This window comes from Prevotella sp. (genome assembly GCF_051059605.1).
Lineage (GTDB): Bacteria > Bacteroidota > Bacteroidia > Bacteroidales > Bacteroidaceae > Prevotella.
The window spans coordinates 113,872-130,268 of record NZ_CP050883.1; the positions used below are offsets into that span (position 1 = coordinate 113,872).

A 16,397-nucleotide genomic window follows, 5' to 3' on the forward strand; every position below is an offset into this window, starting at 1 on the left:
TATATTAGAATTTATATCCCCATCCCAGATTTAGGTAGATAGGATACATATTAAATGTGACTGTTTTAAAATTACTTTCGAATATATTGTTTACACCAAACTCCATGTCAGCATTTACACAAAGATGCTTATTGGCTAACCATGATGCACCGAATTGAACGCCCGGTTGTAGTTTTCTAAGGTTACCAGAAAAATCATACGTACCACGTTTGCCGTCGGTGAATTGTAGCTTTTGACCGATTGGTGTTCCTTCTCTCAGATATCCGTCGGTAACGTATCCTGTAAATTCTCTGTTTAAAGCATAAGAAAGATACATTCCTGCTCTGAATTTCCATCTGTCATTAAGGCGATAGTTAGCCATTATAGGAACAGACACAAGGGTGGTACTATATTTTGTGTTTACATATCCTGTCCAATATCCGCTAACCTTACTTCCGTCGTCGATAACTTCTGTCTTGTAGCTTTTTACATTAGCACCAGTATTCATACTCTTAACTTCTATTCTAATTCCGGTTGATACACCCCAATGAGAATTTGTACTCATCCAGCGTGTTATATCACCTTCGATAACACCATTGAAGCGTGGATTATAACTTTCTATAGAACGAATTTCACGAGGCATAGACCATGGTGCCGTACCTCCGATATTGATGCCGCATTTCAGTTCATATTCCAAATCTGCTTTTACGATGCTGTCTGTTGGCGTGTTACTTGCATTTGCGAGCATTGCGCAAGAAATTAATATATATATTGTTGATATTATCTTTTTCATCTTATCTTAATCTTATTTATAAAACAATTGCATCTCGTCTACATATAGTGTACTGCCTACAGCACCGTCGAATGTAGCTCCGTCAATACTTGATGACATGATAATTGAAATGTTGTATTTGCCGTTTTTCAGTTTGTCGGCATCAATAGTCTTACCGTCTTTCATTACAAACGGAATTGCAAATCTTGTCCAAGTGTCTGTTTCTTTCTTGTTTTGAAGTCTTGCTATTGATATGATATTGTCACTGGTAAGAGAGTTTGTTCCGTCAAGATATTGTACATCGTCAGTTACCTCATACAGTATTGCATAGATGTCAAAGTTATCTTTCTTTCCTTTCACTTCATTGCTGTTAACGTCAGTATATACATCTCCAGCCTTATATTTATAGTAACCTACAAGTTCTGTCGGTGTATTTTTAAAAGGTACACCGAAATGTGTAGATTTAGCAGCGTTAGATAAGTCTATTTGAAATGAACCGATGAATAGATTGCCTGCGGCTATTGGTGCCTTAAACATTGCTCCTAGAGCGCCTGTACTTACAGTTGTGAGCTTGGCACATTTGCCAATGTAACCATTGTCGTCCTGACAAGTAGGGTAGGAGTTTGCTGCTCCGTCATAGTTCGTAATCATGAATCCTGCGTTTCCGCTTCCCCATTCAATAGATGAACCGTCAGGTGTGTCACTGTAGAATATTTGGTAAAACGGTCTTGTCTCATTGGTATTATAATCGGTTTCATAATAGTATTTTACGTTATCAAAGTTGTAAGTTGTAAGAAGATTAGAGAATGTATATTCCACATTGTAAGTCTTCTTCCATTTACCGTCTTGTGATGTGACAACATAAGTTTGTGGAGTCAAGAAGTTACGTGTCGTTCCACTTTCTGGACTTATAGTAGCTCCTTCCGTGAGACTGAATTTTGGCGATTGTTGGCTAATATCAGTAGAGTCTTTTACGTAAAAAGTTACTTTCTCGTTTGATATTACCGGGTCACGAATAAGAATGTTTTTGTCAACTTCGCATGATGTGATGTCGGCTTCACTGTTAAGTGCTTCTTCTGAAATACAAGAAGTAAAAGTCATAAGTGTTAAAAGGCTTATGGCCGTCATAAATTTTAACTTCATCTTTTACCTTAATTATTTATTTCTAGCTTACAAATGTAATATAACTAAGGTTAAACTCAAAATTATTTAATTCTTTTTATACCGTCAATGCTAAAAAATAATCCTTAATATTGATGTTTTTTAAAAGAAAGAAGTATATTTGCAGATTAAAATTAAAGTGAATGGGCATTACAGCTGATGTAATATTATCCGAACTCGAATATCTTGTTGATAAAGAGAAAAGGATTGTATTGCCAAAATTCTTCAAGACTGGTAAAGGCGAATATGGAGAGGGCGATAAGTTTCTCGGAGTTGTCGTACCTAATATTAGAAATGTAGCAACATCACATCTTGATGCTGTTGGCAGTGATATTGCTATTTTGCTTTCTTCGCCATGGCATGAGATGAGAATGTGTGGTCTGCTTATTATGGTGGAAAACTGCAAGCAAACACGAAAAAAAATGTGGTTGAAATTGCATTCTGTTGAAGAAGCAGAACACTTGCGTAAGCAATATTTTGAGCTATATCTTGCGCATACTGATAGAATAAATAACTGGGATTTAGTTGATTTGTCTGCTCCGACTATAGTTGGTGAATATATTGCTGATAAAAAACGTGATATTCTGTATAATTTAGCAGATAGTAGTTTGCTTTGGGAACAGCGTATCGCGATTGTTTCTACGTATGCATTAATACGCAATAATGATTTCGACGATACTTATATGTTGGCTGAAAAACTTCTTCATCATCCTCATGATTTAATGCAAAAAGCTGTCGGTTGGATGTTGCGTGAGGCTGGCAAACGAGATAAGCCACGTCTCATGGATTTTTTGGATGAACATTCTACTGATATGCCACGTACTATGCTTCGTTATTCAATAGAGAAGTTCACGGATGTAGAGCGTGAATATTATATGAAGAGAAAACAGTGTTATTCGTAAAAATATGAGAGTTTTGGTAATTAACGGTAGCCCACGTAAAAAGGGCAATGTAGCTACGATGCTTCATGCCGTATCTGATAATTTGGACGATGCTGATGTACATTGGATTAATGTAAACGACTTATCTGTTCGTCCATGTATGGGCTGCATGAAATGTAGAGAAACAGGAACTTGTGTGCTGCCAGAAGATGATGGTCACCGTATGGCAAAGGAAATCAAGGATTGCGATGCCCTTGTAATCGGAACCCCTGTGTATTGGGGAAACATGAGCGGACAGATGAAACTAATGTTTGATCGTATTGTTCCAGCTATGATGGGAGAGTCTAAACTAGGAATACCTATCGCATTGCATAAAGGTAAAAAGGCTGTTATAGTAAGTGCCTGTACTACTATTTGGCCTTTTAGTTGGATTGCTAAGCAAACTAGCAATGCTAATCATGCAATGAAGGAGATCTTAGGCTATTCTGGATTTAAGGTTGTCGGCAAACTAGTCTTGCCGGGTACAAAAAATAAATCAGGTGTTTCACAAAAGATAATAAATAAAGCCAGACGGTTGGCTTTGAAATTATATAAATAATTTAATCATGACAAATAAAAAAGAAGCTGCTTTATCGTCAATTATAGCCGCCGTGTTTCTTACGACGATGAAGTTTGTTGTGGGTATTCTCACATTTAGTTTGGGTATTATATCCGAGGCAATTCATTCATTGCTTGATTTGCTTGCCGCAATGATCACGTATTTTTCTGTTAGTATGTCTGACAAACCAGCAGATAGACAACATCAATATGGACATGGAAAGATTGAAAATCTTTCTGCTTTCTTGGAGTCTGTGTTGCTTGTTATTACATGCGCTTGGATTGTTTATGAAGCTGTAAATAGATTGTTGACGAATGAGTCTAATGTAACAGTCACTGTATGGAGTTATGCTGTGGTAATAGTTTCTATGATTATAGACATCAGTCGTTCACGTATGCTATTTAAGGTTGCTAAGCGTGATAACAGTCAGGCTTTGGAAGCTGACGCAATACATTTCTCAACAGATATATTAAGTTCGGCAGTTGTATTGCTAGGTTTGATTTGTGCTCATTTCGGATACTATAGGGCTGATGCAATATCAGCTATTGGTGTAGCAATAATTGTATTGTTTATTTCATTTCGTCTTGGAAAGAGTGCCATTGATGTATTGCTAGATCGTGTACCAGACGGATTGACTGAGAAAGTTGAGGCTAAATTAAAGTCAAATACTGATATTGTTGGTTTTCATGATTTAAAGATACGTGTTGCAGGACCTGATACATTTGTTAAGGTCAATGTGCATATTGGACATGACTTGGATCTTGAAGCAGCTCATGATATTTGCGATAGAATTGAAAAAGATATATGTACTATGATTCCAAAATGTGAAATCATCGTACATGCAGAACCTGAATAATATAATGTTACAGGTGCTATTATAGCACCTGTAAATAAACCATTTATACACCATTCCGTGCATTTTATCTTCCGAAAAAAAATATTTTTTCTTGTTTTTAAATGCGATTTCCTACATCTTTTTGCCGAACGCATTGTTATACAATACGTTAGCTAATGTATATAAGTCCGTTCTTATGCATTTTAGGGAGTGATTAGGCCCTAATCACTCTATTGTCCTACATGCTTTTCAGAGTGATTAAGCCCTAATCACTCAAAGGCGCACCGAAAAAGGCGATTTTATTTTTGTTGTGCTTCATACATTTTACCTATAATAGGAATTGATTATAAACAATCATAGTTATACTTACTGACTCACTATACATTTTTTTAAGCTGTTATTGATAATCATTATTGTTTCTGAAATCCTTTACTGAAAAGGTTGGCATGTCAAAATGCCATATAAATTCGTTTGTTTTTAAAATTTATTTACAAATAGAAGTAACATTTCTAGATATATAATTCTCAAGAAAGGTATTGCTGTGATTTGCGTTACTGCCAGAGACACGGCTTAATGGGGTGACTAAAAAAGCGATTTTGGTATTATGGTTTGATCAAATTCCATCGTTTTAGGTACAAATACGTGCTTATAATGTAGGAACCATGTAGGAAAGATGTAGGAAAAGACGCTCTTATACATTGGGTAAACAGTTGATAGACAGATATTTAAGCCAAAAATGTAGGTAATGTAGGTGATTTTTCTTTTTTTTCTGGAATCTTTTTCTATTTAAAGGATAAAACTCTCCATAAATAGCCCTTTATTTTAAGTTGTTTCACGCTTGTTCTATTAAAAAATAAACTTTTAATTACCTTGATTTTATTGACGTTTTTTCCATGATTTCCTTCACTCTTTGCGTAAAATGAAAAACATTTAAGGAATAACATAGATAGATATCATACCATTATATCCATCAACCGATTTGTCGGCTGGACCAAACATTAAAACCTACGTAGCATATAAGGCAAACAATAAAAATGTTTGTCTTATATGTTTCGTAGGTAAATTCTTTATGTCTTTTAACCAGCAGTTATGTTGGCTTATTTATCAAACTGAATCTTTACGGCAACCATATCCTTCTTTCCCTGTTCCAGTTCAAAAGTCACGGCATTGCCAGTCTTTATTCCCTCAGGTGCGTTACTGATATGGAAGAAGTATTTATTAGCGTTGTTCTTGTCTTTAATGAATCCGTAACCTTTGTCATCATTAAAGTAGTCTACAACTCCTCTCATCGTAGGATCTTCTTCAACCTTCTTTGGCGTAGCGATTTCTATTGAGTTTACATCAATATCCTCTTGCTTCTCTGTCAAATCTGGTGGAGTATCCACAATGTTTCCGTTGACATCAACATAGGCAATCATGTCGTCCATTGAATTGCCACCGTTAGCTTTGCGCTCATCCTTACGGTGTTGCTTCTCTTGTCTCTTTTTTTGTTTCTGTTTTTGAATTTCTCTTTTGTTGTTTCCGATAAAACTTCCCATAAATATAATTTTAATTTAGATCATTAAGCCTTAGGCTGATTGTTTTGCTACGACATTCAGTTTTTTTCCTGTAAGTTTTTGTATGTCACGTAGCATGACACGCTCATCAGACGAACAGAAAGTTATGGCCGAACCGTTATGTCCCGCACGCCCAGTACGTCCTATACGATGTACGTAGGTCTCGGCAACATCAGGCAGGTCGTAGTTAATAACCAGTTGCAGGTTGTCTATATCAATTCCTCTTGCGGCAATGTCAGTGGCTATAATCACATGAGTCTTGCCTGCTTTGAAATTCGTAAGTGCGCGTTGGCGTGCATTCTGTGACTTGTTGCCGTGTATGGCATCACATTGAATTCCATTCTTATTCAATATTTTTGCAATCTTATCAGCTCCGTGTTTTGTTCGTGAGAAGACAAGTGTTGATTTTATACCTTCTTGTTTCAGCAAGTTAAGCAATAGACTGCTCTTTTCTGGCTTTTCAATCATATACAGACTTTGCTTTATAGTGTCAACAACCGATGAAACAGGTGCGACTTCAACCCTTGTAGGTTGGTATAATATCTTTTTTGAAAGTTCTGCTATAGATGATGGCATTGTTGCTGAGAACAACATTGTATGGCGCTCTTTTGGTAACAATGGCAATATACGCTTTATGTCGTGTATGAAACCCATGTCAAGCATGCGGTCAGCCTCGTCAAGAATAAAGTGCTTTATATTGTTAAGATGAATAAAACCTTGATTAATAAGGTCCAACAGTCTGCCTGGTGTGGCTATAAGAATGTCTGTTCCTTGTTGAATTTTTCTCACTTGTGGATTCTGATTAACTCCTCCAAAGATAACTGTGTGTCTCAGTGATGTATGTTTTGCATAGTCTGAGAAGCAGTCGTCAATTTGTATAGCTAGTTCACGAGTAGGAGTGAGAATAAGAGCTTTTATATTGTGTTTGTTATCTGTTACTTTTTCCGTAAGCAGTTGTATAATTGGAATAGCGAAGGCTGCTGTCTTTCCGGTTCCTGTTTGTGCAATACCGATAATGTCTTTGTTTTTTAGTGCAACTGGTATAGCTTTTTCCTGTATCGGTGTTGGATTTTCGTATTTTTTTTCTGTTAGAGCTTTTAATATCGGCTCTGATATATTTAATTCCTTAAATGTCATAAATGTTTTATTAATAATATAATACTACTTACGAATAGATAATTTTTCTATCCGTAATTGTACGTAAGTATTATGATGGGAGAAGAGGGTACTAAAAGCCCTGCACAATAGTAGTTACGTTTAACAATAATGTGCAATAAGGTTTTTAAACATTCTCATATAATTGTTTTGATACCTTAAAACACCAATTTCGGTTGCAAAGGTAATATTATTATTTGGATAAACCTAATATTTGATATTACTTTTTGTTTACGAGACAATCTAAACATTCGAATAAATGTTATGGTTCTGTTAACCAAGGAATTCGTTTACTCAGATATATTATCGAATTAAAATATCCCAAGTCCTTTATTTATAGGACTTGGGATATTGAAATATTATTGATATTGAAAAAGCTATTTTGTTGTGATGACGATTTATATCATAACTATAGATAATAATTATTTCACTTTAGTTTTGCCGGCACATTGATAGTTGGCAATAGCTCTATGCAACAATGTGTTGTTAACAGTATGTTGCTCAGCACCTGTAGTCAAAGAGTATTTATCGCGTGATAACTTAAACTGTTGTTGTTTGTGCCCTGCACTGAGAACAATCATGTTATTGTTTTCAACGTAGCCAAGATTCTGGTATGTTGCCGCAAATGCACGTTGATGATACAATGGCGATAGAACGTTCTGACCGAAGAAGCGAGACGCATAGTTGAAATGCAAAATACCAAATACTGTTGGCATCAAGTCAATCTGAGAAACAAGCTTTTCGTTTACCGATGGAGCTATTATATCTGGTGCATAAATAAGTCCTGGAATATGGTATTCATTTAAAGGAATATCCATGCTTCCTGCACTAGATGCGCAGTGATCAGCTGTGATAATGAAAATCGTATTCTTAAACCAAGGTTGCTTCTTTGCCATTTCGAAGAACTTGCCGATTGCGTAATCTGTATACTTGACACCACCTTCACGACATTTCTTAGATGATGGTATATCTATCTTTCCATCAGGGTATAAGTATGGACGATGATTACTTACTGTCATGATATGAGTGAAGAATGGCTTACCCGTTTTTGCATTGTTATTCAATACCTTTATAGACTTGTTGAATAAGTCCTCATCACAAACACCCCAAACTGTACCAAATGTCTTTTCGTAATCCTTAAAATCAGATTGGTCGATAACTTTGAATCCGTTTCCACTGAAAAATTCTTTCATATTATCGAAGTAGCTATCACCACCATATATGAAATCAACATTATATCCCTTTGAATGCAATATATGGGCAGTAGAGAAAAGATTTTCGTTATTTTTTTGTTTAATGACACTTTCTCCAGGACTAGGTGGTACACACAATGTAACAGCTTCGAGTCCACGAACTGTGCGATTGCCAACAGCATATAGATTGTCGAAACACATGCCCTGTTTCATTAATTTGTCAAGATTTGGCGTGAGGTTCTCTGTGTTGCCATATCTTTCAAGGAAATCGCCGCTCATACTCTCAATGGTGATGAGTACAATATTCTTGTGAACTTCAGGAAATTTTGATTGTATATACTGAACATGATCAGCTTTTCTCCAATACATGGAGTCGAGTATCTTGTTGGCTTCTTTGTTTGGAATTTTAGTGTAAAAGTCCTTGTATGACAAGTCGTTGTTAAAATATGCTTGACAGAATTTTACGCATCCGTTAGCCTGCAACTCATTGACAAAACTATTTGTATTATGTTGGAATGAAAAATTGAAAGAAAGAAGTGCGTATGATACAACCGATAGAATGCCATAAACAAATGTTATAATTATCTTGTTGCGAATAGCCATCGTATTCTTGAAACAATCTTTCTTAATGTCGTGAAGTAGGAATATTGATGCAACAACAGCAATTAATACAACTATTGATATAAGTGGAATCATAGGATATGATTCAAAGAAATTTCCAATGACCTCATTCGTATATACCAAATAATCAACTGCTATGAAATTATAGCGTAGTCCAAATTCACTCCAGAAAAAGTATTCTGCAAAAGCGTTGATTATAATTAGTAATACATAGATAAAGAATATTGCATAATATGTGTATTGTCGCCACACATTTCTTATAGACGGGATTAGCAAACGTATAGAATAGCTTACTATTCTATATAATATAAGGTAGCTGATTATTCTTGTAAGTGCGGCATTGAATTCCTTTAATGGAGTATTGAAGAATTGCAATACTATAAATGTGACTCCAAGCAATGCATAGATAATGAATGTCCAAGGCTTGTTATATTTATCTTTTGAGAAAAATAACAGAAAAACCCAGAAAAAGGAAAAGCTGAGGGTGGCGAAAAATAGGTCGTTGAAAGCGCCAAGAATGAAAATTTGTATCCATTCGATAAACGAATAGTTTACAACTGTAGTAGGGTTAAACAGCAGAACTATTCTTAATAATAATCCCAGTAGAATAATTAGACCTGAAATTTTTAGAAATGCAGATCTTATAAGTTTTAGATTTTTCATGTAACAATTATAATAATTTTATTCGAATACGTAGTAATATATACTAGTAATTCATTATAATTTCTTATCTATTATGCAAAGATAGGTTTTTTATTTCAAAGTTTAAAATAATTTTTCATTAATTGATTGTTTTCTTTCAGAAATTGCATAATTCTACGTTTAAAAATGTTAATAGTTCTGTTTGACTATGTCTTGTTTGCTTTGGAACAAAGTGATTTATGTATAAAAATGTCGAAACTCTTTATTGGCTTTTGTAAATAGTATAATAAAATATAGAGGCTGTTGTTGTTGGACATTTGTGAGAGCATTCTAGGTAGCTAAGCGTTTCATTATCAGTAAATATTTTGGTCGTATTTGCATTAAAGGGTATTACATGATTAGTAATTAAATTAGTAGGAGACTTCTTTGAATGATATACTATATAAACGTTCTTGTTTTATCTTAAATGAAAATAGGCATGCCTCATGAATAATGAATAAAAACTTCCTTATTTATTTTGTTCTTCTCTCATCTTACTGTATCTTTGCATTATAATGTTGTCTCCAAGCAAGTTTTCGCCATTGGATTCATTTTGACTAAAAAACTGAAAGTATGAAAAAGACATTTTTAATAATTGTATTAATATTACTAATACCTTTGGTAACTATAGCTGATAGTTATACATCTTTGTGGAAAAAATATCTGTATAATATTGATAATGGTCATCCACAGACTGCATCTGTTGTGCTTAATAAAATTATTTCAAAGGCTACTGTAGAAAAAAAATACGGTGAAGTCATTAAGGCTGAATTTGAAATGTGCAGGAATAAAATAGAAATTTCTGCTGATTCTTTGGATGTTGTTATTGCAGGTCTAAAGCAGAAAGCAAAAAGAGCAGAAAAAACGAATAAAGCGATTGCTTCAATATACTATAGTGTGCTTGGAACAGTGTATGAAAATCAAGATTCTTTAGTTGAAGCAAAAAAATATTTCAGGGAATCGTTAGCACATCCTGAAATGTTGGCCAATGAACAGGCTAAAAATTATGAACCCATGATGATAGATGGGAGCGATAGTCGTATTTTCTATAATGACCTTTTGCATGTCATCGGAATTGCTGCAAAAGACTATAAAACACTATATGATTGGTACCAGAATCACAATAATAGAAGTGCGGCGTGTCTTTGTGCATATTATATGACGAAACGCGATATAACCGAAGATTGCCCTGAAATGTGTAAATCGGCATACCTCTCAAAAATAGATTCCTTACTCAATGTCTATCAAGATTTAGATGTTGCTGGAGAGTTGGCGATTGAACATTTTAACTATATGGACAAGGCAACTGATGCGACAGCAGAGGAAAAGATTGATTATATCAATTATGCATTGAGCAAATGGGGAAAATGGAAAAGAATGAATGTTCTAAGAAATGCATATAGTCGGCTCACTTTGCCTAGTTATCTTGTTGATTTAGGAGGTGGTGTTCAAACACCAAATGCAGAAAGAACTGTAGAAATACGACAAATTACTAACGTTGCTGCTATTACAATGACTGTCACAAAGCTTAAAACAAAAGAGGCTTTGAAGATTGATGTGTCTAATAATGATGGTTATTCCAAAATAGCAAGGATGCTTATGCGAGAAACTGCGATTTCTGTGACGCATAAATATATAGGCATACCTAATTATAAGGTGAGCTGTGATTCTATGAAGATGCCAAAACTTGATAAGGGTGTTTATCTAGTTGAGTTTACTACAGACAATAAATATATTAGACCAGAAAGAATGTTGCTGCATGTTTCTGATATGTATGCACTTACAGAAGGTTTGCCTGATGATAATTTAAGAATCGTTGTAGTAAGTGCAACGACAGGACAACCTATTCCTGGAGCCAAAATAAAGCTCACCGAAGATTTATGGAGAAGCAATAAAAAAACAAATAAAATATTAACAACACTGATTGCAGACAAACATGGTGAAGCAATGTTTAACCATAAGAGTAGAGGTAACTTAAACATGTTTGTTTATACGGAACAAGATATGTTTTGTCCCGAAATTCCTACTAGATCAAGGTATTTCTATTATGATGGGGAAGATTCAAAACATGCGGATGTAGTGAATTTGTACACTGATAGAGCTTTGTATCGCCCAGGACAAACAGTCAATGTTAATGCGATTGCTTTTTCTGCTGACCATGATAAGGATAAATTATCCGTGAATGGCGGTGAGAATATTACGCTAAAATTATACGATTCAAATTATGAGGTTGTAAAAGAATTAAATGTTGTCACAGATGAATATGGTAGTGCTTCGGCAAAGTTTGAACTTCCAACGACAGGACGTACTGGAGAGTATAGTCTTACAACAAAAAATGGAAGTGTATCTTTCAACGTAGAGGAGTATAAACGTCCTACTTTTGACGTAAATTTTGATAAGTTAACCACCGCTTATAATAGTGGAGATACTGTTAAGTTTACTGGTACAGCTAAAAGCTATGCTGGTGTTCCGATTCAAAATGCAAAAGTGAAATATTCAGTTACACGAAGGCCGAACAGATTGTGGTGGAGATTTAGTCCTGAAAGTGATGTTATTATTGTAAAAGACACCATTGAAAGTGATATTAATGGAAAGTTTGAAATTCCTGTAAAGCTTAGTCTGCCTGTAAATAAAAGTAATGCTGCAAGATATTATACATACGCAGTCAATGTTCAAGTTACTGACCTCGGTGGCGAAACTCACGAGGCTGAAACCTCAATACCTTTGGGTGACAGAAATACAGTCTTTACTGTTGATATACCACAGCGTATAGAACGTGATAGTTTGAAGACAATAACTTTTGAGTATAGTAATATAGCGGGAGAAAAAGTAGACGGAAAAGTATACTATAAAGTTGATGGCAATCCATATACAGCCAAGACAAATGTTGCGACAGATATTACGGCAATGAATTTAAAAAGCGGTGCTCATAAGCTTGAGGCTATATGTAATGGTGATACCATTTTGACAAACTTTATTGTCTTCTCTATGAAGGATAAAAAACTTATTGAACCTACACGTGATTGGTTTTATATAAGCAATGATCATTTCAGAAATGACGATAAACCTGTTTATATTCAGTTGGGAACATCAGATGCTCATGCGCATGTTGTGTATTCAATTGTCGCAGGAAAAAAAGTTGTAGATAGCGGAACTTTAGAAATGTCAGCTAATGAAGTTTATACCCGTGCGTTTAAATATAAAGAAGAATATGGTGATGGATTAACGATAGATTATGCTTGGGTTAAAAATGGAATAATATTCCATCATTCAGCAGCGATAAAAAAGTCATCTCCTGATCGAAAACTCAATCTTAAATGGACAACATTCCGTGATAGATTGACTCCGGGACAGAAGGAAACATGGACGCTGGCTGTGACAGATGAAAAAGGCAAACCAGCAAAGGCACAGCTGATGGCAACAATGTATGATATAAGCTTGGACGCAATATATCCACATGAATGGGATTTAGATGTGAATTTAAATAAATTTGTTGCATCACTCTCTTGGGATGGTACAATCTTTGGAAATAGAAGTCTTTACGGTGAGATGCCTATTAAATATTTGAATCAAAATGATTTAGATCTTACGCATTTGATAGAATTAAATTTATATGATATTGATGCAGGTTATTCAGGGCTGGGTTCACTCAATATCAAATGGCCAAAAGCATTGCAAACCCGAAATGTTACTGCAATTAGGTATGATATAGCTACAAAAGCTAATGGAATTTCGCTATTTGAATCAAAATCAACCAGTCAACGCAAAAATATATCAAACATAAAGACTAAGAATGATAAAGTACGAGATAACCTAAACGAGACAGCTTTGTTTTATCCAGCACTTCAAACGGATAAAAATGGAAACATAACATTAGCATTTACTTTGCCTGAAAGTGTTACTACATGGAAGTTTATGGGACTCGCTCATGACAAGAATATGAACAGCGGAATGATTTCTGCTGAGGCTGTGGCAAATAAAAACTTGATGATAATGCCTAATGTTCCTCGTTTTGTGAGATTGGGTGATAATGCCATAATAGCTGCTCGTATTATTAATAACACAGATAAAAGACAGATTGCGAAGGCATATATGACAATTATAGACCCTGAAACAGAAAGGGTCTTGTTGGAAAATCAGTTGCCCGTAACATTAGAACCTAATGGTAGCAGTAGTGTTAACTTTAAGTTATCTCCATCTGAAGTTAAGATGAATGATATAAAGTCTCCTGTCATTTGTAGAATGACGATTGAAGGCAAGAACTTCAGTGATGCAGAACAGCACTATCTACCGATACTTTCTGATAAAGAACATGTTGTTACTACCATTGCTTTTAGTCAGAATGAACCTGGTACATATAAACTTGATATAGATAAGTTGTTCCCAGTAAAAGAGAATAACAATAAGTTAACTGTGGCATATACAAACAATCCTGCATGGATGATGATTGAAACAATGCCATCTGTTGCTAAATCTAATGTGAAAGATGTAATGAGTTTGGCAGCAAAGTATTATACCAATAGTATTTCTGCCTATTTGCAGAAAAATCTGGGTAATACAGATTCGCTGAACTTATTGAATACCTATAAGGAAGATGCACTTTTCGCAATGAGACAGTTGCAGAACGGTGATGGTTCTTATAGCTGGTGGCCCGGTATGCAGGGAAGTTTCTACATGACAGTAGCCGTAACAGAAATGTTGCAACGCCTCAATGTGATGATTGGTGAACAGAATGCAACTAGCAGTATGATAGATAGCAGTATGAAATATCTATCTGATAGAGTTGCAGAAAATGTTGCTGATTTGAGGAAACTTGAGAAACAAGGAATTAAAAACTTATTGCCAGATGAAACTTCATTAAGATATTTATATATATGTGCATTGCGAAACAGAGGACTGGATAATCCAAACAGTAAGTATCTTTTGAAGTTACTTGAGAAGCGCGACAATGTTTTCACGATATATGGTAAGGCAATGATGTCTGTCATATTTGCAAAATGTGGAAACATGGAACTTGCAAATCAATATCTCTCTAGTATAAAAGAATATTCTGTTTATACAGATGAAATGGGGCGCTACTTTGATACCCGAAGAGCTGAATATTCATGGTTTGACTATCAGATTCCAACAGAGGTCGCTGCGATTGAAGCATTAAAACTTGTTTCACCAAATGACAAGCGGACTATCGCAGAGATGCAGAGATGGCTTTTGCAGAGTAAGCGTACACAAAATTGGGATACACCAATAAACTGCGTTGACGCTGTTTATGCATTCTTTCAGGGTGAAACTCGTGAAAGTATTACTGGATATGGCGATAATACTGTCCTTAAGCTTAATGGAGATATGCTAAAGGTTACTGAACCTACTACTGGAAGAAATGTTGTTAAGGCAGAGATAACAGGTAAGCATTTCGGAACTTTAACAGCAGAAAAAAAATCATCTAATATCAGCTGGGGTGGTGTATATGCAGAGTTTGACCAGAAAATTTCTGACATTGAAAGTAATTCTATGTCACTTTCTGTAAAGCGTGAAATTGTTGATGCGTCAGGTGCTGTTATAAAAGATAACGGAAGTCTGAAAGTGGGCGATAAGATAAAAGTTAGACTCACAATAAAAGCTAACCGTGACTATGATTTTGTTGATGTTCAGGATAAACGGGCTGCGTGTATGGAACCGGTAGACCAAATAAGTGGATATGGTTGGGGATACTATTATGCTCCAGGTGATAACACAACAAATTATTATTTTGATCGTTTATCTAAAGGTGTTCACGTCGTAGAGACCGAATATTACATAGATCGTGAAGGTGAATATATGAGTGGTATATGTACAGCACGTTGCACATATAGCCCAGAGTTCAGCGGGCGTGACAAGGCAATGAAATTAAATATTAAAGATGAAAAGTAAAATAATTATAAGTACGATGTTTCTGTTGGCTGCATTAAATGTAAATGCCCAGAAAATATCTGTTGATAATGATGTTATTAACGTTGGTCAGGTGTTATATAGAGTTCCTGTTAAGGCAGAATTTAAATTAAAAAATAAGGGATTACGTTCTCTGCATATAGAGAATGTTGAAGCATCTTGTGGTTGTACTACTGCTGATTATCCTAAGACTGTTGGAGGAGGAAAAGATTTTGTCGTTTCAGCAGAGTATGATGCTCAGACTTTAGGTCACTTTCAAAAGATGTTATGCGTGTATAGTAATGGCAGCAAAAAGCCAGTTATATTGACTATAAAAGGTGTTGTGGTTAGTGAATTGAGGAGTTTCTCAGGTGAGTACCCTTATAAATTAGGCGATCTTAAAACAGATGTACATAATGTGGAGTTTGACAATGTGAATATCGGAGATGGTCCTAAACAAAAAATTTATATATTAAATACTTCCGAAGAAACAGCGGAGCCTGTGTTTATGCATTTACCTAATTATCTTGAGGTAGAAATGTTTCCTGCAAAGATCGCTCCACATCACACAGGTGTTGCTGTGTTGTCTCTTGACTCAAAAAAATTGCATGATTTTGGATTGAACCAGACTGATATCTATTTGGGATTTGCTCCAGGTGACAAAGTTGCAGACGAAAAGATGATTACTGTATCTTCCGTGTTACTTCCTGCTTTCCAGAATCTTACAGCTAAAGAAGTTGCCGATGCTCCTAAAATAAAGCTGTCAACAGACGTATTGGACTTGGGGAGCTTTAATGGAAAGAATAGACTTAAAGGAGAGATTGAAATTAAAAATACAGGTAAGTCTGTATTGGAAATAAGAAATTTGCAGATGTTCACAATGGGACTTGAAGTTGCCTTAAACAAGACTAAAATAGAACCAGGAGAGAGCGCCAAACTGAAAATATCAGCTTATGCAGAACAGATTAAAAACATAAGAAGTAAACCTCGTGTTCTGATGATTACCAATGATCCTAGTATGAGTAAGGTGACAATTGAGATTAAAGTAAAAAAATAAAGTA

At 35.2% G+C, this 16,397-nt stretch carries 10 protein-coding genes; 5 read left to right on the plus strand and 5 right to left on the minus strand.

The genetic code is table 11. From position 1 onward, the window contains the following. Positions 1-4: 4 nt before the first annotated feature. On the minus strand, positions 5-772 hold the full coding sequence (locus HEQ28_RS00445) for a porin family protein (RefSeq protein ID WP_434503236.1): 768 nt from the start codon (positions 770-772) through the stop codon (positions 5-7). A gap of 12 nt (positions 773-784) precedes the next feature. Beyond that, a complete protein-coding gene (locus tag HEQ28_RS00450) occupies positions 785-1,894 on the minus strand; it encodes a PCMD domain-containing protein (RefSeq protein ID WP_434503237.1) in 1,110 nt (369 codons plus the stop codon). 161 nt (positions 1,895-2,055) lie between these two features. On the opposite strand from HEQ28_RS00450, the gene HEQ28_RS00455 reads away from it, so the two are divergent. From HEQ28_RS00455 to HEQ28_RS00465, 3 genes are read left to right on the plus strand one after another with little or no spacing between them, the layout of a single operon-like run. Beyond that, positions 2,056-2,814 (plus strand): DNA alkylation repair protein, encoded by a 759-nt coding sequence (locus HEQ28_RS00455; protein ID WP_434503238.1) that lies wholly within the window; start codon positions 2,056-2,058, stop codon positions 2,812-2,814. Positions 2,815-2,818: 4 nt separating this feature from the next. After that, the gene (locus HEQ28_RS00460; RefSeq protein ID WP_434503239.1) at positions 2,819-3,391 is read left to right on the plus strand and encodes a flavodoxin family protein; all 573 of its coding nucleotides are present in this window, start codon (positions 2,819-2,821) and stop codon (positions 3,389-3,391) included. Positions 3,392-3,398: 7 nt separating this feature from the next. After that, the gene (locus tag HEQ28_RS00465) at positions 3,399-4,247 is read left to right on the plus strand and encodes a cation diffusion facilitator family transporter (protein WP_434503240.1); all 849 of its coding nucleotides are present in this window, start codon (positions 3,399-3,401) and stop codon (positions 4,245-4,247) included. A 1,076-nt stretch (positions 4,248-5,323) separates the two neighbouring features. Here the strand turns inward: HEQ28_RS00465 and HEQ28_RS00470 are convergent. The 3 genes from HEQ28_RS00470 to HEQ28_RS00480 form a co-directional block, all read right to left on the minus strand. Beyond that, complete coding sequence (locus tag HEQ28_RS00470; RefSeq protein ID WP_434503241.1) at positions 5,324-5,764, minus strand: cold-shock protein; 441 nt, start codon at positions 5,762-5,764, stop codon at positions 5,324-5,326. 30 nt (positions 5,765-5,794) lie between these two features. Beyond that, on the minus strand, positions 5,795-6,919 hold the full coding sequence (locus HEQ28_RS00475) for a DEAD/DEAH box helicase (protein ID WP_434503242.1): 1,125 nt from the start codon (positions 6,917-6,919) through the stop codon (positions 5,795-5,797). 440 nt (positions 6,920-7,359) lie between these two features. After that, the gene (locus tag HEQ28_RS00480) at positions 7,360-9,414 is read right to left on the minus strand and encodes an LTA synthase family protein (protein ID WP_434503243.1); all 2,055 of its coding nucleotides are present in this window, start codon (positions 9,412-9,414) and stop codon (positions 7,360-7,362) included. A gap of 591 nt (positions 9,415-10,005) precedes the next feature. Here HEQ28_RS00480 and HEQ28_RS00485 point away from each other — a divergent pair. After that, the gene (locus tag HEQ28_RS00485; RefSeq protein ID WP_434503244.1) at positions 10,006-15,339 is read left to right on the plus strand and encodes an alpha-2-macroglobulin family protein; all 5,334 of its coding nucleotides are present in this window, start codon (positions 10,006-10,008) and stop codon (positions 15,337-15,339) included. Then, positions 15,329-16,393, plus strand: coding sequence for a DUF1573 domain-containing protein (locus HEQ28_RS00490; protein ID WP_434503245.1), 1,065 nt, complete (start codon positions 15,329-15,331; stop codon positions 16,391-16,393). The genes HEQ28_RS00485 and HEQ28_RS00490 overlap by 11 nt, the downstream gene beginning before the upstream one ends. The last annotated feature ends 4 nt before the right edge of the window (positions 16,394-16,397 follow it).

Excerpts from the sequence above, each read along its gene's own strand:
- HEQ28_RS00460 (WP_434503239.1), top strand. The coding sequence starts at position 2,819 with ATGAGAGTTTTGGTAATTAACGGTAGCCCACGTAAAAAGGGCAATGTA.
- HEQ28_RS00470 (WP_434503241.1), bottom strand. The coding sequence starts at position 5,764 with ATGGGAAGTTTTATCGGAAACAACAAAAGAGAAATTCAAAAACAGAAA.
- HEQ28_RS00485 (WP_434503244.1), top strand. The coding sequence starts at position 10,006 with ATGAAAAAGACATTTTTAATAATTGTATTAATATTACTAATACCTTTG.
- HEQ28_RS00455 (WP_434503238.1), top strand. The coding sequence starts at position 2,056 with ATGGGCATTACAGCTGATGTAATATTATCCGAACTCGAATATCTTGTT.
- HEQ28_RS00480 (WP_434503243.1), bottom strand. The coding sequence starts at position 9,414 with ATGAAAAATCTAAAACTTATAAGATCTGCATTTCTAAAAATTTCAGGT.
- HEQ28_RS00450 (WP_434503237.1), bottom strand. The coding sequence starts at position 1,894 with ATGAAGTTAAAATTTATGACGGCCATAAGCCTTTTAACACTTATGACT.
- HEQ28_RS00490 (WP_434503245.1), top strand. The coding sequence starts at position 15,329 with ATGAAAAGTAAAATAATTATAAGTACGATGTTTCTGTTGGCTGCATTA.
- HEQ28_RS00475 (WP_434503242.1), bottom strand. The coding sequence starts at position 6,919 with ATGACATTTAAGGAATTAAATATATCAGAGCCGATATTAAAAGCTCTA.
- HEQ28_RS00465 (WP_434503240.1), top strand. The coding sequence starts at position 3,399 with ATGACAAATAAAAAAGAAGCTGCTTTATCGTCAATTATAGCCGCCGTG.
- HEQ28_RS00445 (WP_434503236.1), bottom strand. The coding sequence starts at position 772 with ATGAAAAAGATAATATCAACAATATATATATTAATTTCTTGCGCAATG.